The sequence below is a fragment of the Streptomyces sp. NPDC021224 genome (assembly GCF_044332905.1).
GTDB lineage: Bacteria > Actinomycetota > Actinomycetes > Streptomycetales > Streptomycetaceae > Actinacidiphila.
On the sequence record NZ_JBIRPW010000005.1, the window covers coordinates 293,513 to 316,820 of the forward strand.

Annotated in this window: 17 protein-coding genes and 2 tRNA genes; 13 read left to right on the forward strand and 6 right to left on the reverse strand. The window is 73.4% G+C overall.

Going from position 1 to position 23,308, the window contains the following annotated elements:
* The first annotated feature begins 295 nt into the window (after nucleotides 1-295).
* Nucleotides 296-2,773, forward strand: coding sequence for an ABC transporter permease (locus ACH4PY_RS15515; RefSeq protein WP_398181517.1), 2,478 nt, complete (start codon nucleotides 296-298; stop codon nucleotides 2,771-2,773).
* Nucleotides 2,774-3,254: 481 nt separating this feature from the next.
* On the opposite strand, the gene ACH4PY_RS15520 is transcribed toward ACH4PY_RS15515, so the two are convergent.
* The 3 genes from ACH4PY_RS15520 to pepN all read right to left on the reverse strand — a co-directional run bounded on the left by ACH4PY_RS15520 (nucleotide 3,255) and on the right by pepN (nucleotide 11,006).
* Entirely contained in the window at nucleotides 3,255-6,605 is a 3,351-nt protein-coding gene (locus tag ACH4PY_RS15520) for a S8 family serine peptidase (RefSeq protein WP_398181520.1), read from the reverse strand.
* Nucleotides 6,606-6,815: 210 nt separating this feature from the next.
* A complete protein-coding gene (locus ACH4PY_RS15525) occupies nucleotides 6,816-8,045 on the reverse strand; it encodes a hypothetical protein (RefSeq protein WP_398181523.1) in 1,230 nt (409 codons plus the stop codon).
* A 333-nt stretch (nucleotides 8,046-8,378) separates the two neighbouring features.
* Nucleotides 8,379-11,006 carry an aminopeptidase N gene (gene pepN, locus ACH4PY_RS15530; protein WP_398181526.1) on the reverse strand — a complete coding sequence of 876 codons (2,628 nt, stop codon included), beginning with the start codon at nucleotides 11,004-11,006 and terminating at the stop codon, nucleotides 8,379-8,381.
* 276 nt (nucleotides 11,007-11,282) lie between these two features.
* On the opposite strand from pepN, the gene ACH4PY_RS15535 reads away from it, so the two are divergent.
* The 5 genes from ACH4PY_RS15535 to ACH4PY_RS15555 all read left to right on the forward strand — a co-directional run bounded on the left by ACH4PY_RS15535 (nucleotide 11,283) and on the right by ACH4PY_RS15555 (nucleotide 14,713).
* Nucleotides 11,283-11,930, forward strand: a complete 648-nt coding sequence (locus ACH4PY_RS15535) for a DsbA family protein (protein WP_398181530.1) — start codon at nucleotides 11,283-11,285, stop codon at nucleotides 11,928-11,930.
* A gap of 15 nt (nucleotides 11,931-11,945) precedes the next feature.
* Nucleotides 11,946-12,332 carry a VOC family protein gene (locus ACH4PY_RS15540; RefSeq protein WP_398181533.1) on the forward strand — a complete coding sequence of 129 codons (387 nt, stop codon included), beginning with the start codon at nucleotides 11,946-11,948 and terminating at the stop codon, nucleotides 12,330-12,332.
* Nucleotides 12,333-12,580: 248 nt separating this feature from the next.
* Complete coding sequence (locus ACH4PY_RS15545) at nucleotides 12,581-13,177, forward strand: biotin transporter BioY (RefSeq protein ID WP_398181536.1); 597 nt, start codon at nucleotides 12,581-12,583, stop codon at nucleotides 13,175-13,177.
* Between the two features lie 227 nt (nucleotides 13,178-13,404).
* Complete coding sequence (locus ACH4PY_RS15550; protein ID WP_398181538.1) at nucleotides 13,405-13,893, forward strand: ribose-5-phosphate isomerase; 489 nt, start codon at nucleotides 13,405-13,407, stop codon at nucleotides 13,891-13,893.
* A 10-nt stretch (nucleotides 13,894-13,903) separates the two neighbouring features.
* Nucleotides 13,904-14,713 carry an Fpg/Nei family DNA glycosylase gene (locus ACH4PY_RS15555; RefSeq protein ID WP_398181541.1) on the forward strand — a complete coding sequence of 270 codons (810 nt, stop codon included), beginning with the start codon at nucleotides 13,904-13,906 and terminating at the stop codon, nucleotides 14,711-14,713.
* Between the two features lie 7 nt (nucleotides 14,714-14,720).
* On the opposite strand, the gene ACH4PY_RS15560 is transcribed toward ACH4PY_RS15555, so the two are convergent.
* Nucleotides 14,721-15,956 carry a GNAT family N-acetyltransferase gene (locus ACH4PY_RS15560; protein WP_398181544.1) on the reverse strand — a complete coding sequence of 412 codons (1,236 nt, stop codon included), beginning with the start codon at nucleotides 15,954-15,956 and terminating at the stop codon, nucleotides 14,721-14,723.
* A 139-nt stretch (nucleotides 15,957-16,095) separates the two neighbouring features.
* Here ACH4PY_RS15560 and ACH4PY_RS15565 point away from each other — a divergent pair, with 139 nt between their 5' ends.
* Both ACH4PY_RS15565 and ACH4PY_RS15570 read left to right on the forward strand, forming a co-directional pair.
* Nucleotides 16,096-17,250, forward strand: coding sequence for a PP2C family protein-serine/threonine phosphatase (locus tag ACH4PY_RS15565; RefSeq protein WP_398181546.1), 1,155 nt, complete (start codon nucleotides 16,096-16,098; stop codon nucleotides 17,248-17,250).
* 425 nt (nucleotides 17,251-17,675) lie between these two features.
* Nucleotides 17,676-17,870, forward strand: a complete 195-nt coding sequence (locus tag ACH4PY_RS15570) for a hypothetical protein (protein ID WP_398181549.1) — start codon at nucleotides 17,676-17,678, stop codon at nucleotides 17,868-17,870.
* Here ACH4PY_RS15570 and ACH4PY_RS15575 read toward each other — a convergent pair.
* Nucleotides 17,835-18,887 carry an asparaginase gene (locus ACH4PY_RS15575; protein ID WP_398181552.1) on the reverse strand — a complete coding sequence of 351 codons (1,053 nt, stop codon included), beginning with the start codon at nucleotides 18,885-18,887 and terminating at the stop codon, nucleotides 17,835-17,837. The two genes, ACH4PY_RS15570 and ACH4PY_RS15575, sit on opposite strands and share 36 nt — an antisense overlap.
* A gap of 178 nt (nucleotides 18,888-19,065) precedes the next feature.
* Between ACH4PY_RS15575 and ACH4PY_RS15580 the strand changes: the two genes are divergently transcribed.
* On the forward strand, nucleotides 19,066-19,518 hold the full coding sequence (locus tag ACH4PY_RS15580) for an Lrp/AsnC family transcriptional regulator (RefSeq protein ID WP_398181555.1): 453 nt from the start codon (nucleotides 19,066-19,068) through the stop codon (nucleotides 19,516-19,518).
* Nucleotides 19,519-19,590: 72 nt separating this feature from the next.
* On the opposite strand, the gene ACH4PY_RS15585 is transcribed toward ACH4PY_RS15580, so the two are convergent.
* Nucleotides 19,591-19,661, reverse strand: a tRNA-Gly gene (locus tag ACH4PY_RS15585).
* Between the two features lie 109 nt (nucleotides 19,662-19,770).
* On the opposite strand from ACH4PY_RS15585, the gene ACH4PY_RS15590 reads away from it, so the two are divergent.
* The 4 genes from ACH4PY_RS15590 to ACH4PY_RS15605 all read left to right on the forward strand — a co-directional run bounded on the left by ACH4PY_RS15590 (nucleotide 19,771) and on the right by ACH4PY_RS15605 (nucleotide 23,138).
* A tRNA-Pro gene (locus ACH4PY_RS15590) sits at nucleotides 19,771-19,847 on the forward strand.
* Between the two features lie 194 nt (nucleotides 19,848-20,041).
* A complete protein-coding gene (gene tig, locus ACH4PY_RS15595; RefSeq protein ID WP_398181558.1) occupies nucleotides 20,042-21,427 on the forward strand; it encodes a trigger factor in 1,386 nt (461 codons plus the stop codon).
* Nucleotides 21,428-21,781: 354 nt separating this feature from the next.
* A complete protein-coding gene (locus tag ACH4PY_RS15600; protein ID WP_031514585.1) occupies nucleotides 21,782-22,396 on the forward strand; it encodes an ATP-dependent Clp protease proteolytic subunit in 615 nt (204 codons plus the stop codon).
* Nucleotides 22,397-22,454: 58 nt separating this feature from the next.
* Nucleotides 22,455-23,138: an ATP-dependent Clp protease proteolytic subunit gene (locus tag ACH4PY_RS15605; RefSeq protein WP_398181561.1), complete on the forward strand. Its 684-nt coding sequence runs from the start codon at nucleotides 22,455-22,457 to the stop codon at nucleotides 23,136-23,138.
* The last annotated feature ends 170 nt before the right edge of the window (nucleotides 23,139-23,308 follow it).

Consider the following 23,308-nt stretch of genomic DNA (forward strand, 5'->3'; position numbering starts at 1 on the left):
GCTCCGGACCACCGGCCGGTGGTGGGTTGCTCGCGCAGTTCTCCCCCAGAGCTTCGCCTGGGAGGTGCCCCCACGCGCCCCTGGGGGTGCCCGGCGGGGCATCGCGCACCCGGTGCGTGGGTGGGTCGGGTGCCGCCACGGGGCACCTCCTCGGAATGCGCGTACGACCTCATCCGCAAAGCCGACGCAGTCGATGCGCATTCCTGCGGGGGCACCCCGCACCGTCCCCCTCCAGGGGGCGTCGGCGGCCGTCCCGCCGGTGGGGGCGGAAATGAACGGGCTCGCGCGGGCATCCGTGCGGTTCAGGCCCGCCTCGTTCGCGGGGACGTTCATCGCGTTGTTCTTCGCCGCGGTCGTCGTCACCGCCTGCGGAACACTGCTCCAGACGGGGCTCACCGCGCATGTCGCGCCCGAGCGGTACGCCCGGGTGCCGGTCGTCGTCGCGCCGCATCCGGAGGCGCGGATCCATGTCGGGCACGGTGACGACGCCGAGACGGAGAAGGAGCCGCTCACCGACACGCCGCGGCTGGACGCCGGGCTCGCCGCCCGGGTCGCCGCGGAGCCGGGGGTGGCCGCGGCTGTCGCGGACACGTCGTTTCCGGTGCAGGACGCCGGGCAGTCCGGGCTGACGGGGCGCAACTGGTCGGCCAGGGTCATCGACGGCGCCGACGCCGTGCAGGGGCGCGCGCCCGGCGCGGGTGAGGTGGTCCTCGACCCGGCGACCGCGCGTGCGGCGCACACCGGCCCCGGGCACAGCGTCACCCTGGGGACGCCGGGCGGTACCACGGCCTTCCGGGTCGTCGGGCTCACCGCGCCCGGGGGCGCGCCCACCGCGTGGTTCGCGGACGCCACCGCGGACCGGCTGTCCGGCCACCCCGGGCTCGCCGACGCCGTCGCGGTGCTGGGCAAGCCCGGTGTGAGCACGGAGCGGCTCGCCGACCGGGCGCGGCACGCGGTCGGCGGTGCCGCCGAGGTGCGGACGGGGAACGGGCGCGGCGCCGCGGAGCAGCCGCAGCTCGCCGAGGCACGGGAGATGCTCACCGCGCTCGGCGGGTCGTTCGGCGGGATCGCGACCGCCACCGCCGTCTTCGTCGTGATGGGCACCGTCTCGCTGGCGATCGGCCAGCGCGGGCGGGAGATCGCGCTGCTGCGCGCGGTCGGCGCCACCCCGCGGCAGATCCGCCGCACCGTGGCCACCGAGGCGTTGCTGGTCGCGCCGGTCGCCGGTGCGGCGGGCATCCTGCCGGGCATCGCGCTGGCCCGCTGGTGGCTCGACCAGCTCGTGCACAAGGACGCCGTGCCGCACGGCGTGACCCTCTCGGTCGGCTGGATCCCGATGGTCTCGGCCGTCGGCGCCGGGCTGCTCGCCGCGCTCCTCGCGGGCCGGCTCGCGGCCCGCCGCCCGGCGAAGGCGCGGCCCAGCGCCGCGCTCGGCGAGGCGGCCGTGGAACGGCGGCGGCCCGGCGTGATCCGTACGGTGCTGGGGGTGGCGGCCGTCGCGGGCGGGGTCACGCTCGCGATCGTCGCCGCGCACACCACCGGCGACGACGCGGCGAACGTCGCCCTCGGCGTCGTCTTCTGCTTCATGGTCGGCGTCGCGCTGCTCGGACCGGTCGTGGCGTGGCTGGCGTCCGCGCTCCTCGGGCTCCCCTTGCGCGCCGGTGGTGCGCCCGGCGAGCTGGCGGCCGCCAACACCCGTGCCAACGCGCGCCGGCTCGCCTCCGCGATCACGCCCCTCGTACTCGTCACCGCCTTCACCGGAACGCTCGTGTGGATGCAGAGTTCGGTCGCGCACGAGTCGTCCCGGCAGATCAGGGAGGGTGTCGTGGCCGACCAGGTGCTCTCCGGTGGCCCGGGGCTGCCCGCCGACACCGCGGCGCGCGCCGCGCGTACGCCCGGCGTGGACACGGTGGTCGGGGCGCTCCGCAGCGGGGCGCTCTACCGCGCGAGCGGCTCCCTCAACTCCACCAGCGTGCTGGGCGTGGACGGCGACCCCGCCGCGCTGCCCCGCGTCCTCGACCTCGGCGTCCGCGAGGGCTCCCTCGCGGACCTCACCGGCGACGGGCGCACCGTCGCCGTAGACACGCTGCTCGCCGGTACGGCCGGCGCGCACGTCGGCCACCGCATCTCGCTGTGGCTCGGCGACGGTACGGAGCTGCGGCCCACCGTCGTCGCCGTCTACAGCCGCGGCCTGGGCCTCGGCTCGCTCCTGCTGCCGCGCTCCGTGGTCGCCCCGCACGCGTCCGCCGCGCTCGACACGGAGGTGCTCGTGCACGACGCCCCGAGGGCGGACCACGGCACCGTCCGGCGTGCCCTCGCGGGGCTCGGCGTGCCCGGACTCACCGTCACCGACCGCGCGGGCTACCGCGCGCAGGCCGACCGCGACCTCGAACTCAACGGCTGGGCCAACCGCGTCATGGCCGGGGTCCTCGGCGGCTTCGCCGCGGTCGCCGCGGCCAACACGCTCGTCATGACCGTGCTCGACCGCCGCCGCGAGGTCGCCCTCCTCCGGCTCGCCGGTACGACCCGCCACCAGGTCCTCCGCATGCTGCGGGCCGAAGCGCTCGTCGTGGCCGTCGCCGGGCTCGGCATCGGCGGGGCGATCGCCTGGATCACCCTCGTCCCCATCGCCCGCGGCCTCACCGGGGCCGCCCCGTACATCCCCCTCGCCCAGCCCCTCGCCCTCACCGCCGCCGCCCTCACCCTGACCCTCGCCTCCACCACCCTCCCGGCCCGCGCCCTGCTACGCACCCAACCCTCCGCAGGCGCCTGACCCGCCGCCGCTTCGCCCTGGGGTGCCTGTTGCGGTGGTCGTCGCGGCCTTCCCGCCGTCGTGGCTTGTCGCTCCGTTCTCCCCCGGAGCTTCGCCTAGGAGGTGCCCCCACGCGCCCCTGAAAGCGCTCATCCTCATCGGCAGGCAGCCGCCGAACCGGCCTGGAGGGGGACGGTGCGGGGTGCCCCCGCAGGAATGCGCTGGGAGTAGCTCACCAACTCGGGAAGAGGGTGAAGGCGCATTCCGAGGAGGTGCCCCGTGGCGGCCCCCGATCCCACCCCCGGAGGGAAAGCGCGATGCCCCGCCGGGTACCAACCAGGGGCGCGTGGGGGTACCTCCCAGGCGGAGCCTGGGGGAGAACGGCGCGAGCAACCCCCCACCCACCGCAAGGTCGCACACCGCACCGCAACGAGCCCCCCGGAGCGCCCACCAAAAAGGGGGCGCCCCCCCAAAAGGAGGGCGCCCCCAGAAAAGCGGGACGCTACGGCAGCGTCGACGTGATCAGGACAGATCCCGTGCCCGCGGGCGTACCGCCCGCCGTCAGCAGGCTGACCTGCCCGAAGAGCTGGCGCCCGGCGGGCGCGACCGCCGAGGCCACCACGTCGGCGGTGACCACCGCCGACGCACCGTGCGGCAGCGACAGCGTCTGCGGCGCACCCGACCCCACCGTGACCTGCCCGAGCGCAGCGGAGTAGTAGACGTCCTCGTACGCGTACGTCGTCGAGCCGGACGGCACCGAGTAGCCGTCCACCTCGAAGGTGTACTCACCCGGCGCGGGGTTCGCGAGGCTCACGGACTCCTCCGCGTCCCCGTCCGCGCTCTGCGCGACGAGCACGCCGTCGCGGTAGACGAACAGGTCGAGGTCGGCCTGCTGGTCGGACGGCGAGCCGATGGAGACGTCGAGCCGGGAGACGCCCGCCGGCACGGTCAGGTTCGTCGTGCGGGTCTCGCCCTGGGCGATCGTGGGCGTGTCGGTGGCGGCGGAGCCGAGCGGCCCGCCGGTGACCGTACCGCCGCTGATCGGCGCGAAGCCGTTCGTGACGGTCCAGCTCACGGGCGTCGGCTCGCCGACCTTCGCGCTGGGGAGCGTCTGCACCGCCGGGTCGAAGGCGGCGCCGAGCACAGCGACCTTGAGCGTGTAGGGGTTGTCGAGCTGCGGCGAGGTCCTGCGGGCCTCGACCTCGATCTCCCAGACGCCCGGCAGCGGCTGCGCGTACGACCGCAGGTCGGGGCGGCAGGTGTTGGCCGGGTTGTCGTAGTTGGGGTAGCAGTCGGGGGTCTGCGTGGAGTCCAGCGGCACACCGTACGGGTGCATGGTGATGAAGCGGGTCTGGCTGCCCGCCTTGAGGCCGCCCATGGAGACCTCCAGCGAGGTGGCCCCGGCCGGGACGGTCAGGAAGTACGAGCGGGTGCTGTCGCGCTGGATCGTCCCGGAGCGGGTGAGCGTGTAGGACGGGCCGGTGACCGGCGTGGAGACGATGACGGTGGCGGCGATCTGCGTGTCCGTGCCGGGCGTCAGCGGGTCGTCGACGTTCAGCAGCGCGCTGTGCACGCCCGCGGCGCGCGGCCGCGCGGTGACCTTGACCGTCACCGGCTTGTTGAGCGGCAGCGACACGACGGGGCTCGCGACCGAGAAGGTGCCGTCGTCGTACGCCCAGCGCAGCGTGTGCAGCAGCGCGTAGGACGGGCCGCCGGTGCGGGTCACGGTGACGGTGTAAGTGCGGCTCTGACCGGTGGTCAGGCCGCCTTCGCGGTCGTAGATGCCGGTGCCGTAGCCGGGCGTCCGGAGGTAGCTGGACAGCGTGGTGTCGACGGGCGCCGTGACGGTGTACGTGTCGGTGGTGCCGCCGCGCTTGAGCAGGTTCCAGGCGGGTGTGACGGCGATGAGGCCGGCGCCCTGGTCGGCGGTCTGGAAGCCGGGGATCGTCTTCGCGGTGCTGATGAGCGCGGTGCGCAGCTGCGCCGGGGTGACGGTCAGGTGCCGGGCCTTGGCGGCGGACAGCAGCAGGGCGGCGGCGCCGGCGGCCTGCGGGGAGGCCATCGAGGTGCCCTGGAGCATGGCGTAGCCGGGCGGCAGGCTGTAGCCGGCCTCGGCGACGGGCGCGCCGGCCTCCCACGTCGGGATGGCGTTGATGGCGGCGCCGGGGGCGGTGATGACGGGTGCGAGGCCGCCGTCCTCGCGCGGGCCGCGCGCGGAGAAGGGCATCATCGCGTAGGGCACGGTGGTCTGCGAGCCGTAGTTGGCGGCCCATGTCTCGCGGGAGATGGACGCGCCGACGCTCAGTACGTGGTCGGCCAGGCCCGGGTCGCTGATGGTGTTGACGCCGGGGCCGTCGTTGCCCGCGGAGATGACCAGCTGCACGCCGTAGGTGTCGATGAGCTGCTTGTAGAGCAGGTCGCGGGCGCTGGCGCCGTCGTTGAGCGAGCCGAGGCCGCCGATGGACATGTTGACGACGTCGACGTGGTGGTTGATCACCAGGTCGGCCATGCCCTCGGTGAGCGCGATGCTGGTGCAGCTGCCGGTCCAGGTGCAGGCGCGCGAGGAGACGATCTGCGCGCCGGGCGCGGCGCCGTCCATCGCGCCGCCGAACAGCCCGTTGGCGGCGGTGATGCCCGCGACGTGGGTGCCGTGCTCGGCCTCCACGACGCCGATGTTGACGAAGTCGGCCTTCTTGCCCACCCACGTGCCGCCGTAGGGGTCCATCGGGACGTCCTTGCGGATCTCGATGGTGAAGGGGACGGACTCCGAGATGGCCGTGGCGGGGTTGTCCGTGCCGAAGTGGCCGATCTGGTAGCCGTCCTTGTACGGCTTCATCGCCGTCTCGTCGGTGAAGTCGCCGTCGTTGTCGAGGTCGACGCGCACCGTGCCGGCGGCCTGGTCGTACAGCACGCCCCACACGTCGGTGGTGTCGCCGTCGCGGTTGAGGTCGCCGTTGGCGTCGCCGCCCTTGGTGGCGGCCTCGGCGAAGGTGCTGAAGAGGTAGCTGCCCGCGGGCGCGGTCCAGGCGCGGCCGGAGGCGGTGAAGGAGGGACCGGACACGGCGGTCACCATGGGGCGCCAGGTGGCGTCGCCGTCCAGGATCGGGTCGGTCGAGGTGACCCAGTCGACGATCTTGCGCTGCCCGGTGGTGGTCTTCTGCAGCGCCGGGTGGCCGACGTCGACACCGGAGTCCAGGATGCCGATGGTGATGCCGCGGCCGTCGGCGGCGGGGTTGTGCTTGACGAAGTCGACCGCGCCGGTCTCGAAGGCCGGCTGGTAGGGGTTCACCGCCGGGGTGTTCCTGCCGGGGCCCGGGTAGGTCTTCGCGGGCTTGCCCTTGCCGTGCGAGGCGGTGGCGGTGTCCGCGGACGGCGTCGGGTCGTCGAGCTGGATCTCCTGCTTGAGGTCGATCGCCAGCACCTGCGGGAGCTTCTGCGCGGCGCCGAGGGCCGCGTCCGCCTTCGCGGTGGGCACCGTCGCGCGCACGTAGCCGAGCTGGTCGAACGTCCGGCCGACGCTCGCGCCCTGGGCGTGCAGGCGGGAGCTGATCTCGGCGGTGCTGCCGGGCTTGCCCGCGACCATGAAGGTGACGGTCTTGTCGCCGTCCGCCTTGGCCTTGGCGAGCGCCTCGGCGTCGGCGGCGCCGAGCTTGTCGTCGGCGTCCTTGCCGGGCGCGCCGGTGCCGTCGGGGGCGGTGGGCGCGGTGTTCGCGGGCGCCTGGGCGGGCAGCGTCGGCGCGGGGGTGTCGGCGGCCGCGAGCGCGGGGCTCGCGGCCGTGAGGGCGGCCACCAGGCCCGCGGCGAGGGCGAGCCGCGCCGTGCGTCTGGTGCCGGATATGTGGACGAGTGGCATGGGCATCCCTGGTCGGTCGTCGTGACGGTGTGCGGACATCTGTGCGGAACAGACCGTACGGATCGTCACCCTGCCGGGAAAAGCCTCTCTTTGTGGTGCGTTGACCTTCGCTTGGTGCTCCGGTGACGTGAATCCGCCAGTGCCGGAGACGGCAAACCGGAGCAAAGGCCGCGTCCCCGCCACCGCCTCACCGCGACCGGACCGCCCCGGTCAGCGCGGCGTCACCACGATGTAGGCGGCGGGCAGATGGTCGGCCGCGGCGACCAGCGCGGTCCGCACCACGGCCGCCTGCCGCACGTACCCGTCGCGCAGTTCGGCGGGTGTGACGTGCACGAGCGTGATGCCGAGCGCTTCGAGCCGGTCGCGCTGCCGCACGGTCCGCGACCACACCTCGTCGTCCCGGAAGACCGTCTCGGGCTGCCACACCTCGGTGTCCCAGCCCCCGTCCGCACCGTAGGACCCGGTGTACGGGGCCGCGTACGGGTCGGCCCGGAGGCCGCCGTCCGCCACGCCGTCGTACGCGCCCGGTCCGTCGTACGGGTCGGGGCCGCCGTGGCGCGGGTCGAGTGCGAGGGCCACGGCGTGGTCGGGCCAGTACGCGTCCACCGCGCCCAGCGGCGGGCCGCCGGGCAGCCGCAGTTCGACGTTCCAGAGCGGGTCGGGCAGCGCGTGGGCGCGCACCATCGCGTAGAGCCGCTGCTCGGCCATACGGCGGTCGGCGCCGTGCAGCGCCCCCACCGCGTCGGCCACGTGCGGGTGGTCCAGCAGCCCGGCGGCGCCCAGCTCGCGCATCACGGCGGCGGCGTCGCAGTGGCCGCCGCGCACCGCCTCGGTGAGCAACTGCCGTACGGTACGGGCGTCGTCCAGGCTACCCACGGTGTCGGCCAGCGCGCGCGGCACGGGCGCGCAGGGCAGCCCGGCCAGCTCCTGGGCCCGGGGGAGGGCGCGGGCGTGGTGCACGGTCACCTCACCGGCGTCCCGCAGCCGCCGCTGGCGGGGCACCAGCACGTCGATCCGCAGCAGCGCGGACAGCGGGGGGACGCCCGCGAAGCGGTGCAGGGCGAGCGCGGCCGGCCCCGTCACCATCGCCTCGCGCCCGCCGGGTTCGCGGCCCGCGTACAGCAGCGCCGCGCGGAGCCGCTCCCGGGTGCCGGGTGGGCCCGGACGCAGCAGGTAGACCTGCGGCAGCAGTTGCCGCCAGGGTCCGCCCGGCCGGCTCCGCTCGGCCACGACGGAGGCCGGGACGCCGTGCGCGCGCAGCCGGCGCAGCGTCATGACCGGCTCGTCCGCGGGCAGCCGCGGGTCCGGGACGTACCCGGCGGGGTCGGCGGCGTCCTCGCCGTTCCCGGCGCGCGGCGGGCGTCCGGCGGGAGCGGGGGCTGCGGGGCGGGGGACGTGCGAGTCGCGGGGACCGTGGGGGAGGCGGGGGTTCACGTTCATGGCGACGTCGTTCCCGTCACCCGTACGGCCCCTAACCCCTGTTACACGCTCGTCGACAAAACCGGACAACACCGGGCTAAAGTGCACGTGTTCGGATGCCGATCATGCGTTTCCCCCATCCGGGTGACGCGGGACGCGCGGCGGCGGGTTCCGTGTGCCACCCCGCCCGGCGGGACGGCACCCGGAGGCACGGGTCCGGCGGGCCCCCGGCGCCGCCCCCGGACCAGCCCGGACCGCTGTCCGGCGGGGCGTCGGAGCGCTGCCCGGACCCGCCCCGAGCCCCTGCCCGGCAGGGGCGTCGGGGCCCGGGCCCGGTCCGTGCCCGGCGCGGGGTCAGAGGGCCGTGCCGGAGCGGCCCGCCTCGGCCGCCCGCGCGTCGCACTCCTGTGCGCGCAGCGCCCGCGCGAGGTCGTCGCGCCCTTCGAGCACCAGGCGGCGCAGGTTGGGCGCGGCGTCCTCGTGGGCCGCGAGCCACGCGTCGGTCGCCTCCAGCGTCTCCCGGCGGTCCTGGAGGCCCGGGTAGAGGCCGCTGACGACCGACATCGCGATCTCGATCGAACGGGACGCCCAGATGCCCTCCAGCGCCGCGAAGTACCGGTCCGTGAAGGCGGCGAGCAGCTCGCGCTGCCCGGCCTGCACGAAGCCCGCGATGCTGGCCTCCACGAGGGCGTTGGACAGCGCGTCCGACCCCACCACGTCGGCCCACACCTGCTCCTTGACCTCGGCGGAGGGCCGGGCCGCGAGGCAGCGCACCTCGTGCCGGTGGCCGGAGGCGGTGTCGTCGCGGGCCCGCTCGGCGGCGATGTCCGCGGCGTCCGCCGCCTCCTGCGCGGTGAGGGCGCCCAGCAGCGTCCAGCGCAGCTCCTGGTCCACCTCCAGGCCGTCGATGCGGGCCGAGCCGTCGAGCAGGCCGCGCAGCAGCTGGAGGTCGGCGGGGGAGGACGCCACGGAGGCGAAGAAGCGCGCCCACGCCAGCTGGTGGCCGCTGCCCGGCTCGGCGCGCCGCAGTTCCTGCACCGCGCCCTGCGCCAGCTCGGTCGCGGTGAGGTCGCGCCGCCCGGGGGCGACGTAGCGGGTGAGCGCGGTGCGGGCCTGGAGGTGCAGCGACTGGAGCACGCCGATGTCGGTCTCGCGGCCCGCGAAGCGCAGCACCAGGGCGAGGTAGTCGCCGGCGGGCATCAGGCCGTCCCGCGTCATGCTCCACACCGCCGACCAGGCCAGCGCGCGTGCCAGCGGGTCCGACAGGTCGCCCAGGTGCGCGCGCAGGGTGTCCAGCGAATCGGCGTCGAAGCGCACCTTGCAGTAGGTCAGGTCGTCGTCGTTGACCAGCACCAGGTCGGGCCGCGGCTGCCCGGCGAGGTCGGCGACGACCGTGCGCGGGCCCGCCACGTCGGTCTCGGCGCGGGCGTAGCGCTCCAGGGCGCCGCCCGGCATACGCCGGTAGAGGCCCACGGCGACACGGTGCGGGCGCAGCTGCGGATGCGCCGGGTCGTCGGCACCCTGGGCCACCGCGAGTTCCACCACGCGCCCGTCCGAGCCGTAGCTCACCTCCGGCGTCAGCGAGTTGACGCCCGCGGTCTCCAGCCAGGCGCGCGACCAGGCGGGCATGTCGCGCCCGGAGGTCTCGCTGAGCACGGACAGCAGGTCGCCCAGCTCGGTGTTGCCGTAGGCGTGCCGCCGGAAGTAGCGCCGGGCGGCCTCGAAGAAGGCGTCCTGCCCCACGTAGGCGACGAGCTGCTTGAGGACGGCGGCGCCCTTGGAGTAGGTGATGCCGTCGAAGTTGAGCTTGGCGTCCTCCAGGTCGCGGATGTCGGCGACGACCGGATGCGTGGAGGGCAGCTGGTCGGCGTGGTAGGCCCAGCCCTTGCGGCGGTTGGCGAAGGTGATCCAGCCCTCGGTGTACTGCGTCGCCGCGACCTGCGAGAAGGCGGCCATGAAGTCCGCGAAGGACTCCTTGAGCCACAGGTCGTCCCACCAGCGCATGGTCACCAGGTCGCCGAACCACATGTGCGCCATCTCGTGCAGCACCACGCTGGCCCGGTGCTCGTAGGAGGCGCGCGTCACCTTGCCGCGGAAGACGAACTCCTCGCGGAAGGTCACGCACCCCGGGTTCTCCATCGCGCCGATGTTGTACTCCGGCACGAAGGCCTGGTCGTACTTCCCCCACGGATACGGGTAGCCGAAGGTGTCGTGGTAGAAGTCCAGGCCCTGCTTGGTGACGGTGAAGATCTCGTCGGCGTCGAAGTGCTTGGCCAGCGACCGGCGGCACAGCGCGGCGAGCGGGATGTCCAGCGTCGACCGGTCGTCCAGGGCGCGCGCGTAGTGGTCGCGTTCGACGTGGTACGGGCCGGCGACGACCGCGGTGATGTACGTCGGGATCGGCAGCGTCGGCCGGAAGCGCGTCACCGTGCCGCCGTCCTCGGCCGGGGCGGGCGCGCCCTCCGGCTCGGCGTTGGACAGCACCGTCCATTCCTCCGGGGCGGTCACCTGGAAGGTGAAGGGCGCCTTGAGGTCGGGCTGCTCGAAGTTCGCGAAGACCCGGCGGGCGTCGGCCGGCTCGTACTGCGTGTAGAGGTAGACCTCGCCGTCCTCCGGGTCCTCGAAGCGGTGCAGGCCCTCGCCCGTACGGCTGAAGGCGCAGCGCGCGTCCACCACCAGGGTGTTGCGCTCGGCCAGGCCGTCGAGGGCGATCCGGGCACCGTCGTAGACCTTCGCCGGGTCGAGCTCGCGGCCGTTGAGCCGCACCGACACCACCTCGGTCGCGACCAGGTCGGCGAAGGACGGCACGCCCGGCCGCGCGCACCGGAAGTCGATCACCGTGGTGGACCGGAAGGTGCGGACGGCGCCGCCGGGCACCGCGCCCACCGCGGACCGCACGTCGAGCGCCACGTCGTAGCGCTCCACGGACAGCACCGCGGCCCGTTCGCGGGCCTCCTCGCGGCTCAGGTTCTCGCCGGGCACGGGCGGACTCCTTCGTCTCAGTACCCCAGGCACCTCAGGTACCCCAAGCACATCGGAGAGCTGACGTTGTGCATCCTTCCACGGAGGTCCGACACCCGGGCGCCGACCAGCGGGTACGGTCGCGGACGCGGCGTTCCGGCGCCGCGTCCGCCGGAAGATCCCCGGACGGCCGGGAGCGGGGAATGCGCCACCGATCCCGTCGCGTTGTCGGCTGTGGCAGGGGCTTGCCCAGCCGCGCCCGGCCCGTCCCGGACGCCCCCCGACGAGGAGTACGCAGTGACCGCGACCGCCGCCGACCCGGCCAAGACGCCCGCCGACTTCTGGTTCGACCCGCTGTGCCCGTGGGCATGGATGACGTCCCGCTGGATGCTGGAGGTCGAGAAAGTCCGCCCCATCGAGGTGCGCTGGCACGTGATGAGCCTGGCGGTGCTCAACGAGGACAAGCTCGACACCCTCCCCGAGGAGTACGCCACCTTCCTGCGCGACGCCTGGGGCCCGGTCCGGGTCGTCACCGCCGCCCGGCAGCAGCACGGCGACGACGTCGTCGGCCCGCTCTACACCGCGCTCGGCACCCGCTTCCACAACCGCGCGCTGCCCAGGACCCGCGAGACGATCGTCGAGGCCCTGGAGGAGGTCGGCCTGCCCGCGGACCTGGCCGACGCCGCCGACCGCGACACGTACGACACCGAGCTGCGCGCCTCCCACAAGGAAGGCATCGACAAGGTCGGCCAGGAGGTCGGCACCCCCGTCATCGCCGTCCCCGGCGCCGACGGCGAGCAGATCGCCTTCTTCGGCCCCGTCGTCACCCCCGCGCCCAAGGGCGAGGAAGCCGCCAAGCTGTGGGACGGCACCCTCATGGTCGCCTCCATCCCCGGCTTCTACGAGATCAAGCGCACCCGCACCGCCGGGCCGAGCTTCGAGTAGGACGGTCGGCACACCATGGCGCACCTCGGCCTGGTGGCCCTCGTCGTCCGCGACTACGACGAGGCCATCGCCTTCTACACCCGCGCGCTCGGCTTCGAGCTGCGCGAGGACACCCCGCGCGCGGACGGCTCGCGGTGGGTCGTCGTCTCCCCGCCCGGCGCCCGCGAGACCGGCCTGCTGCTGGCCCGCGCGTCCACCCCGGAGCAGTCCGCCCGGATCGGCGACCAGACCGGCGGACGCGTCGGGCACTTCCTGACCACCGACGACTTCGACGGCGCCTACAAGCGCATGGTCGCCGAGGGCGTCGTCTTCGAGGAGGAGCCGCGCTACGAGCCGTACGGGGCGGTCGTGGTCTTCCGCGACCTCTACGGCAACCGGTGGGATCTCATCCAGCCCGCGTAACTTGGTGGAAACGCACAGCACATGTGGTCCGGGGCGGGCTCCCGCAGCCCGCCCCGGCCGTGCTCCGGTGGCGTGACGCAGCTCACGTCACCTGCGTAAACCTCCCGCCGGGGCGGAGCCGGACTCTCCAAGCGGAAGATCGCGCCTTTGTCGGAAGCGGACGATGATCGGCGCCCGACCGCTGGGCTAGCGTCGGAGCGTCGCCCACCGCGGCGACCCCCAGCCGCCTCACCCCGCGGGAGAACTCCATGAGCGCCGCCACCCTTGCCACCGGCCGGGCCGGAACCGTCCTCGCCGACCTGCTGCCCGCCTCCTCCGCGACCCGGGCCCGGCTGCGCGACGCCGCGCTCGTCGCGGGCGGCGCCGCCCTCACCGGGCTCGCCGCGCAGCTCTCCGTGCCCGTCCCCGGCTCGCCGGTGCCCGTCACCGGCCAGACCTTCGCCGCCCTCCTGGTCGGCACCACGCTGGGCGCCCGGCGCGGCCTCGCCTCCCTCGGCCTCTACGCCGCCGCGGGCGTCGCGGGCCTGCCGTGGTTCGCGGGCGGCGCGTCCGGCTGGTCCATGGCGAGCTTCGGCTACATCCTCGGCATGCTGCTCGCCTCCGGCGTGGTCGGCTTCCTCGCGCGCCGCGGCGGCGACCGCACCGTGCTGCGCACCGCGGGCGTCATGGCCGTCGGCTCCGCGGTCATCTACGCGGTGGGCGTCCCGTACCTCGCCCTCTCCGCCCACCTCTCCGCCCACCAGGCCCTCACGATGGGGCTGCGCCCCTACCTGCTGGGCGACGCGATCAAGGCGGCCTTCGCGATGACCGCCCTCCCCCTGACCTGGCGCCTGGTCCGCCACTGACCGCTGCGCGGGGCGGTGAGCGTTCCGGGCTGCGGCTGCGCCGCGGGGCACCCGTTCTTCAGGGGCGCGGGTCGTCACCGGCCCGAAGGGGCAGTTCGGTTCGTACCGGACCGCCGGCCTGTGGTGGGTTGCTCGCGCAGTTCCCCGCGCCCCTGATGGTGCGCGAGCAACCCCTGCCCGGCGCAGCCGCTACGCGGGCTCGCCGCGCGAGGTGAAAGACTGGCCCCATGCGTGTGTACCTCGGCTCCGATCATGCCGGCTTCGAACTCAAGAACCACCTCGTCGAATGGCTCACCGCCAACGGGCACGAGCCCGTGGACTGCGGGCCGCACGTCTATGACGCGCTCGACGACTACCCGCCCTTCTGCCTGCGGGCCGCCGAGCGGACGGCCGCCGACGCGGGCAGCCTCGGCGTCGTCATCGGCGGGTCGGGCAACGGCGAGCAGATCGCCGCGAACAAGGTGCGCGGCGTGCGCTCCGCCCTCGCGTGGAGCGAGCAGACCGCGACGCTGGCCCGCGAGCACAACGACGCCAACGTGCTGAGCATCGGCGGCCGGATGCACACGCAGGAGGAGGCGGTGAAGTTCGTCGAGCTGTTCCTCGCGACGCCGTACTCCCACGAGGAGCGGCACCAGCGCCGTATCGACATGCTCACGGCGTACGAGGCGACGGGCGAGCTGCCGCCGGTTCCGGCACACCACCCGCAGCAGGACTGACCGGCCGACGATGCCGGAAGGGCACACGATCCACCGGCTGGCCGCCGACCACACCGAGCGGTTCGGCGGCCGGGTGGTGCGGGCGGCCAGCCCGCAGGGCAAGTTCTCGGACGGCGCCGCGCTGCTGGACGGCCGGGTCATGGAGGCCGCCGAGGCGCACGGCAAGCACCTCTTCCTGGGTTTCGGCGGTGTCGGCTGGGTGCATGTGCACCTCGGCCTGATCGGCACCTTCCGCTTCGGCGAGGGCGCGCCGCCGCTGCCCGCGGACACCGTCCGCCTGCGGATCGCCACGGCCCGGCACCACGCCGATCTGCGCGGCCCCGCCGCCTGCGCGCTGATCACCGAGCCGGAGAAGCGCGCGATACACGACCGGCTGGGCCCGGACCCGCTGCGTCCGGGCGACGACCCGGACCGGGTGTACGCCCGGATCGCGCGTTCCCGGATCAGCGTCGCGGCGCTGCTGCTGGACCAGAAGGTCGTCGCGGGCGTCGGCAACGTCTACCGCGCCGAGGTGCTCTTCCGGCACGGCGTGGACCCCTTCCTGGCCGGGCGGGACCTGCCGCGGCCGGTGTGGGACGCGATGTGGGCGGACCTGGTCGCGCTGATGCGCGAGGGCGTGCGCAACAACCGCATCGACACCGTGCGCCCCGAGCACGAGCCGGAGGCGATGGGCCGCCCGCCGCGGGTCGACGACCACGGCGGCGAGGTGTACGTCTACCGCCGCACCGGACAGCCGTGCCTGGTGTGCGGCACGCAGGTGCGCACCCAGACCCTCGCGGCCCGCAACCTCTTCTGGTGCCCGCGCTGCCAGGCGGCCTGAGCGGCCCTCAGAAGCCGTGCGGCACCCACGGCTGCACATCGGACTGGAAGGCCGCCGAGGCGGGCCCCAGGGCCCCGGGACGCGGCTCGGTGACCAGCCCGGCGCCCGCGAGGGTGCGCAGGGTGTGGCCGCCCAGGTAGGCGGTGGCCAGGTCGCGGGCGGTCAGGGCGAGGTCGGCGGGGTCGGACGTGGACGCGCACACCGCGCCCGAGGCGTCCGCGGACAGCCGCCAACGCCCCGAGTTCCACGGGCAGAAGGCGTCCTCGACGTCCAGCACCACGTCCACCGGCACGGTGTAGGCGCGGGCGGCGAGCGCGGCGGGGAGGTCGACCAGGCGCACGTACAGGCCGTCGCGCCAGCCCAGCCGGCAGCGGCGGATGTCGGAGACGAGCTGGTGCACCGGGTCGTCGGCGGGGCGGTTGTGGAAGACCAGCCGGGAGGTCAGGTCCATGCCGGTCAGGTAGTGCCACAGCGCCGCGTACGCCGCCGGGTCGAGCGCTTCGGCGTCCCGCAGCCTGACGGTGCCGTCGGGGATGCCCTCGGGAGTGCCGCGGTTCGACGTCCAGTAGCGGGCGTAGCCGCGCACCTCGCCCTCGGCGGTCTCGGCGAGCACGCACAGCATCGGCCCGAAGTCCCCGCGCCCGCTCGCCGGGTCCAGCAGCGGGTGGCGCTCCCAGCCGGGGCGGCGGGCGAGCATGCCGGGCCGCCGCGGCACCACCTGGGCGTAGACCGCCTCGCAGGCCGCCGAGGCCTCGGCCGGGTCGGCCAGCCGCATCCGCAACCGCTCGGCGCCCGGCGGCAGTTCCACCGTCAGGTGCCGGACGTCGAAGCTTCCGTGCACCTGGCGCGCCCCGGCCCCGTAGCCGAACCGGCCGTAGATCTGCGGCTCGGAGGCGGTGAGGACGGCCAGCGGTGTGCGGTCGGCGCGGAAGGTGTCGAGTTGGCGGCGCATCATCGCGGTCAGCACGCCCTGCCTGCGGTGCGTCGGCAGCACGCTCACCGCCGTGACGCCCGCGGCCGCCACCGGGGCGCCGCCCGGCACGGTCATGCGGAAGTCGAAGGCGCCCGCCGTCCCCACGACGTCCTTGCCGTCCCACGCGGTGACCGTCCGTTCGACGGGCAGCAGTTCCCGCCACAGACGTGCCTCGGCGGGGTCCTCGCCGGGGCCGCCGAAGGACCGGGTGAGGCACCGCTCGTACGCTTCCCACTCGCCCTCGGCGAGCGCCCGCAACTCGATCGTCATGAACCGTGCCTACCAGGGCGCCGGGTAGCAGGCGAACGTATTTTCCGGCGCGAAAGGAGCGGACGGGCGGCTCACCCGGACGGCTCACAGGTCATCCGCCCTGCACAGCCGGGCCGCCGCTCGGTAGGGTCGCCGGGACATGGCGAAAGAGGCGGTGGGCGAGGGGATCGGGCTCCGGTGGCGCAGGCGGCTGCACCGGGCCCGGCTCGGCGTGCGCAAGGCCGCCGTCGACTACTTCCGCGGCGGCGTCTCGGACTGGGCGGGCCTGGCCGTGCTCGTCGCGGCGATCCCGCTGCTGGCGTACGTCTCGGTCGTCACGCCCGCCTGGTGCCCGCCGAGCGCCCTGGTGCTGCCGATCCTGGCCGGCGGACTGCTGCTGCGCCCCGCGAGCCTGCTGCTGCTCTACGCGGCCTCCGCGGTGGCGCTCATCGCCGAGTCCGCGACGCTCGGCCCCTACCGGGAGGGCCCGGCCCGGGTCACGCCAGGCACGGTGCTGGAGGTCACCGCGGTCGCGCTGACGGGCCTGGTCATCGCGCAGTTCCGGTCCCGGGTCGGGGTGCCGTGGCGGGGCGGCCACACCATGCTGTTCGACCTCCGGGAACGTATCCGGGTGCAGAGCCGGCTGCCACGGCTGCCCGGCGGCTGGCACGCCGAGATGTCCCTGCGGCCGGCCGGCGGGCAGTCCTTCTCCGGTGACTTCGTCGTGGCCACCCGCAGCTCCGGCGGGCGCGTGCTGGAGGCGGTGCTCACCGACGTGTCCGGCAAGGGCATGGACGCCGCCTCGCGCTCACTGCTGCTGTCCGGCGCCTTCGGCGGCCTGCTCGGCTCGCTGCCGCCGCACTCCTTCCTGCCCGCCGCCAACGGCTACCTGCTGCGGCAGAACTGGGAGGAGGGCTTCGCGACCTCCGTGCACCTGGTGCTCGACCTGGAGAGCGGCGACTTCGAACTGCTGTCGGCGGGCCACCCGCCGGGCGTCCAACTGCACGCGGGCAGCGGCGTGTGGGAGCAGATAACCGCCGAGGGGCCGCTGCTCGGCGTCTACGACGGGGCCGAATTCCACGGCGTCAAGGGCACGTTGCGGGCCGGCGACGTCCTGATGCTCTTCACCGACGGGCTCGTGGAGACCGCCGAGCGCGAGATCAGCGAGGGCGTGGACCGGCTCATCGGCGAGGCGGACCGCTTCATCACGACGGGTTTCCGCGGCGCGGCCTGGCGGCTCATCGAGGCCGTGGCCAAGGACGTCAACGACGACCGGGCGCTGCTCATCGTCAGCCGTACCCACCGCGCCTCCTGAGCCGCCCCGCGCGACACGCCGCGTCTGTCTCCAGGGCCTGTCGTGTGGATCTCCGCGGCGTCGCGTGCCCCGGCACGCACATCTTCCCCCTGCCTTCGGCGGGAGGTGCCCCCGGCGTTGTCGTCGGTCGACAACTCCCCCAGAGGCTTCGCCATGGGGGGACCCCCGCCGCGTTGCCTCCCTCCTCCGCCTTGCAGCTGGGGGTACCTCCCAGGCGAAGCTCTGGGGGAGCGCCGGACCCCGCTCCTTCCTCCACGGAGATCCACACGACAGGCCCTAGCACACCCGATCGCAACCATCTGCCCTGCCGCCGAAGGGCGTTGATTGTCGGTCAGGGATGGCACCATGGACTACGGGCGAGGCGGGGGCGCAGCGTGGTTCCCCGGACAGGCTCGGCTTGGAACCGATTGAGGAAGTGATCCGCTGTGGTGATCTCGCTGTCCGCGGCAGTGCTGCTGGCCGTCGTGCTCTTCGTCATGATCCGGTCCAAGTCGATCAAGGTGGGGCCCGCGATCGTCGCCGCCCTCTTCGGCTTCTTCCTGGCGTCCACGGACATGGCGCCGGAGATCAACCGGTTCCTGAACTCAGTGGCCGACACCATCAACCAGATAAAGATCTGACGCCGGCCGCTGCGGCTCCGCCGCCGGGGCCAGCAGGGCACGCAGCAGCGTTCCGGCGTCCGGCGCGTCCGGACCGCGGTCCGGGCCGCCCGCCGCCAGCAGCGCGGCCAGCACCGCGATACGGGCCTGGCCCGGCTTGAGCGAGCCGGTCAGCAGCCCGCCGGCCGCCGCCAGGTCCACGGCGCCGCCGCCGGTGTAGAGCGGGGCCACCGCGCCCGCCGCGACCCGGGTGCTGACGGCGACCTGCACCCCGGCGCCGACCGCGCGGCGCACCGCGTCGGCGACCTCCGGGTTGGCGTTGCCCGCGCCCGTGCCGACCACCACGATGCCGCGGGCGCCTGCCGCCACGGCCGCGTCGAAGAGGACCGAGTCGCCGTCGCTGTGGTGCATCACGATGTCGACCCGCGGGGTGCTGCCGGTGCGCGCGGGCAGCGGCAGCGGCGCGTGCCGCGGCACCCGCCGCGACCAGCGCACCCGGCCGAAGTCGACCCGGCCCAGCGGCTGCCCGTCCGGGGCGCCGAAGGCGCGCGCGTCCACCGTGTGCTGCTTGACCGTGCCGCGGGCGGCGAAGACCTGTCCGGCGAAGACGATCACCGCGCCGATGTCCCGCCCGGAGCTGGCGGTCAGCAGCGCGTCGTAGAGGTTGCCCGCCGCGTCGCCGTCGGGGGCGTCCAGCGGCTGCTGCGCGCCGGTGAAGACCACCGGGCGCGGGTCGTGGTGGAAGAGGTCGACGAAGAAGGCGGACTCCTCCAGGGTGTCCGTGCCGTGGGTGACGACCACGCCGTCCACCTCGGGGTCGGCGAGCGCCTCGTGCACCGCGTACAGCAGCCGCAGCTGGTGGTCGGTGGTCAGCCGCGAGCTGTTGACGGTGAAGAGGTCGACGACCCGCACCTGCACGTCCTCGGGCACGGCGCCGGCCTCCAGCACCTCGCGCCCGGCGGCCTCGGCCGCGTATCCGTCGCCCTGCCACCGGCTGGCGATGGTGCCCCCGGTGCTGATCACCACGACGTGTCGCACGATGCCTCCGCCTCCATTGCTGCCGCTGCGCCGACCGTTGCCGCGGGGGCCGCCGACACCCGTGGGAGCAGGGCTCGGCACCGTACACGGTCTCCACTGCAATGATATGCGCGTAGACCCAGCATATGATTGCGAATACCAGCCGGTACTTTGTTAAATCCTGGTTGATAATGCTGCGATGGACGCCATCGACAGACATATCTTGCGCGAACTCCAGGCCGACGGCCGGCTGACCAACCAGGAGCTGGCCCAGCGGGTCGGCCTCACCCCTTCCCCGTGCCTGCGCCGGGTACGCCAGCTGGAGGACGACGGGGTGATCCAGACCTACCGCGCGGTCGTCGACCCCGCCTCCGTCGGCCGCGGCTTCGAGGTCTTCGCCTCCGTCGAGGTCCACCGCGACCGCGCCTCGGTCGCCGCCTTCGAGACCGAGGTCCTGTCCACCACCGACGTCGTCGAGGCCTACCGCCTCTACGGCGCCCCCGGCTGCCTCCTGCGCATCGCGGTGGCCGACTCCGACGCCTACGAGCGCTTCTGGACCGAGAAACTCATCGGCATGCCGGGCGTCAGCGACGTCAACTCCCAAATGATCATGCGCCGCATCAAGTCCCCCCAGGGCGTCCCCGTCGACTGACCCCGCCCCCGCAACGACGGCGGCCCGGTTCCGTGGAGGTGATCCACGGGACCGGGCCGGTTCGTCGTACAGAGCGGGCGACGGGAATCGAACCCGCGTAGCTAGTTTGGAAGACTAGGGCTCTACCATTGAGCTACGCCCGCAGCGCCTTGATTCTGGCACATCGTGCGGTTGGCGGTCGAACCGGATCGGGCGCGGGTGAATACCGGCTGCCCACGGTCTAAGGGGCATGTACTCTACGTGTCGCACCAGCGGGGTGTGGCGCAGCTTGGTAGCGCGTCCGCTTTGGGAGCGGAAGGCCGTCGGTTCGAATCCGGCCACCCCGACCAGCGCTGACGCGTTGTGCGGGAGCGGCCGGCGGGCTGCCGGGCGACCCCGCCCGGGCGGGTTTGTGGTACGGGTAGGATGGGCCGCCGGCGACCGGGTACAAGGCATGGCCGGGTACCGGGTACCGGATGCGCGAGCCGCGCCGAAGGGCCGAAGGTCCGCCCCCATCAACGTAAAGCCCCAAGGAGACCCAACCGTGAAGAGCGCCGTCGAGACTCTGAACCCGACCCGGGTTCGACTCACTGTCGAGGTGCCCTTCGAGGAGCTCAAGCCCAGCCTCGACGCGGCGTACAAGAAGATCAACAACCAGGTCACGGTGCCGGGCTTCCGCAAGGGCAAGATCCCTGCCCGCGTCATCGACCAGCGCTTCGGTCGCGGCGCGGTCCTCGAAGAGGCCATCAACGACGCGCTGCCGAAGTTCTACACGCAGGCGGTCACCGAGGGCGAGATCAACGTGCTCGGGCAGCCCGACGTCGACATCACCGAGTTCGACGACGGCAACGAGCTGAAGTTCACCGCCGAGGTGGACGTCCGCCCGACCATCGAGATCCCGGACTACTCCGGCATCGAGGTCACCGTCGACGCCGTCGAGGTCTCCGACGAGGACGTCGAGAAGTCCCTGGAGCAGCTGCGGGACCGCTTCGCCACCACCTCCACCGTGGACCGCGCCGCCGCCGAGGGCGACGTCGTGGTCGTCGACCTGGAGGCGTCCGTGGACGGCGAGGTCCTCGGCGACGGCATCGCCAAGGGCGTCAGCTACACCATCGGCTCCGGCCAGCTCCTCGACGGCATCGACGACGCCGTGACGGGCCTGTCCGCCGGTGGCTCGGCCACCTTCACCTCCGAGCTCAAGGGCGGCTCGGCGGCCGGCCAGGCCGCCGAGGTCAAGGTCGAGGTCTCCGACGTCCAGCAGCGCGAGCTGCCGGAGCTGGACGACGAGTTCGCCCAGCTGGCGAGCGAGTTCGACACCCTGGAGGAGCTGCGCGCGGACAGCCGCAAGCGCCTGGAGTCGATGAAGCAGTACGACCAGGCCACGGCCGCCCAGGAGAAGGTCCTGGACGCGCTCATCGAGCTGACCGACGTCGCGATCCCGGAGAAGCTGCTCAAGGACGAGATCGAGACCCGGACCCACAACCTGGAGCACCACCAGTTCCCGCAGATGGGTCTGACCTGGGAGTCCTTCCTGGAGCGCGAGGGCAAGACGCGCGAGGAGTACGACGCGCAGCTCGAGGAGCAGGCGGTCAAGGGCATCAAGACCCAGTTCATCCTCGACGAGCTCGTCGGCAAGGAGAAGCTGTCGGTCAACCAGGAGGAGCTCACCGAGCACCTCGTGCGCCGCGCCGCTTCCTCCGGCATGAGCCCCGACCAGTTCGCCCAGGCGGTCGTCGAGGGCAACCAGGTCCAGCTGCTGGTGGGCGAGGTCGCCCGCGGCAAGGCCCTCGCGGTCGTCGTCGAGGCGGCGAAGGTCACCGACTCCAACGGTGAGGTCGTCGACCTGGCCGACGACGAGGACGAGGACGAGGACGGGTCCGCGGCGGACGCTGACGCGTCCGAGGGTCCCTCCGAGGTCGAGCAGGCCTGACCCTCCCTCCGCGGAGGGCGGTACGCATCAGGGGCGCGGGGAGCCGCGCGCTCAGCCCCACCGGGGCGTGGGTCGTCACCGACCCAGGGGGTCTCTTCGGCCCGCTCCGGACCACCGGCCGGTGGTGGGTTGTTCGCGCAGTTCCCCGCGCCCCTGGGCGTATCCGGCGCGGTATGCGCCATGCGCTCAGAGCGAACAGGTGGCCGTACAGGATTTACGGCCACCACCCGCGCGTTAGGGTCCGTAAGGAGAAGGGCGCAGTCCCCCTGCGGGGAAGGTGACCGACTCAGACGAAGACCCTGTGACGGCCCGTCTACCGTCCGACAACGAGCAGGTGGATACGTGACGACTCCGATGCCTTCCGCCGCCGGCGAGCCGAACCCCGGTGGCCTCGGCGACCAGGTCTACAACCGACTGCTCGGCGAGCGCATCATCTTCCTCGGCCAAGCGGTCGACGACGACATCGCCAACAAGATCACGGCTCAGCTGCTGCTCCTGGCCGCCGAGCCGGACAAGGACATCTTCCTCTACATCAACAGCCCCGGCGGCTCGGTGACCGCCGGTATGGCGATCTACGACACGATGCAGTTCATCCAGAACGACGTCGTGACGATCGCGATGGGCATGGCGGCCTCGATGGGCCAGTTCCTGCTCACCGCGGGCACCCCGGGCAAGCGTTTCGCGCTGCCGAACACCCGCATCCTGATGCACCAGCCGTCCGCCGGTCTCGGCGGTTCCGCCACCGACATCAAGATCCAGGCCGAGCAGCTGCTGCACACCAAGCGCCGCATGGCCGAGCTGATCGCCCAGCACTCCGGCCAGAGCTTCGAGCAGATCACCAAGGACTCCGACCGCGACCGCTGGTTCTCCGCCGAGGAGGCCAAGGAGTACGGCCTGCTGGACGGGGTCATGCTCTCCGCCGCGCACGTGCCCGGCGGCGGTGGCACCGGCGCGAGCTCCGGCTCCTGAGCCGGGCCGCGGCAGCCCCGACGATCACTCGAAGCTCGACATCACCAGGACGGTGGACGTGAACACTCAGAATTTCCCCGGCAGCGGCCTGTACGAGCGCACCCGGGCCGAGCGGCCCGGCGTGTTCGGCGCCGAGGCCCGTTACCTCGTTCCGCAGTTCGAGGAGCGCACCTCCCAGGGCTACAAGCGCTACGACCCGTACTCGAAGCTCTTCGAGGAGCGGGTGATCTTCCTGGGCGTGCAGATCGACGACACCTCGGCGAACGACGTGATGTCGCAGCTGCTGTGCCTGGAGTCGATGGACCCGGACCGCGACATCTCGGTCTACATCAACAGCCCCGGCGGCTCCTTCACGGCGCTCACCGCGATCTACGACACGATGCAGTTCGTGAAGCCGGACATCCAGACGGTCTGCATGGGCCAGGCGGCCTCCGCCGCCGCGGTGCTGCTGGCCGCCGGTACCCCCGGCAAGCGGATGGCGCTGCCGAACGCCCGGGTGCTCATCCACCAGCCGTACACCGAGACCGGCCGCGGTCAGGTCTCGGACCTGGAGATCGCGGCCAACGAGATCATCCGGATGCGGCAGCAGCTGGAGGAGATGCTGGCCAAGCACTCCACCACGCCGATCGAGCAGATCCGGGACGACATCGAGCGGGACAAGATCCTGACCGCCGAGGAGGCCCTGTCCTACGGTCTCGTCGACCAGATCGTCTCGACCCGCAAGACCTCCGTCGGCGTCTGAGGACGCCCCGGGATCGTCCTGATGCGTCCGCGTCAGGACTGATCCACCCGAGCGGCGGCCGCCTGCCGCGCCCCCCGCCCCCTGGACCCGGATGAGCGAGTACGTCCAAGGGGGGCCCACACGGGGGGCGCGGCAAGGTACCGTCGATGAGAGAAGCACCCAGGCTCCGT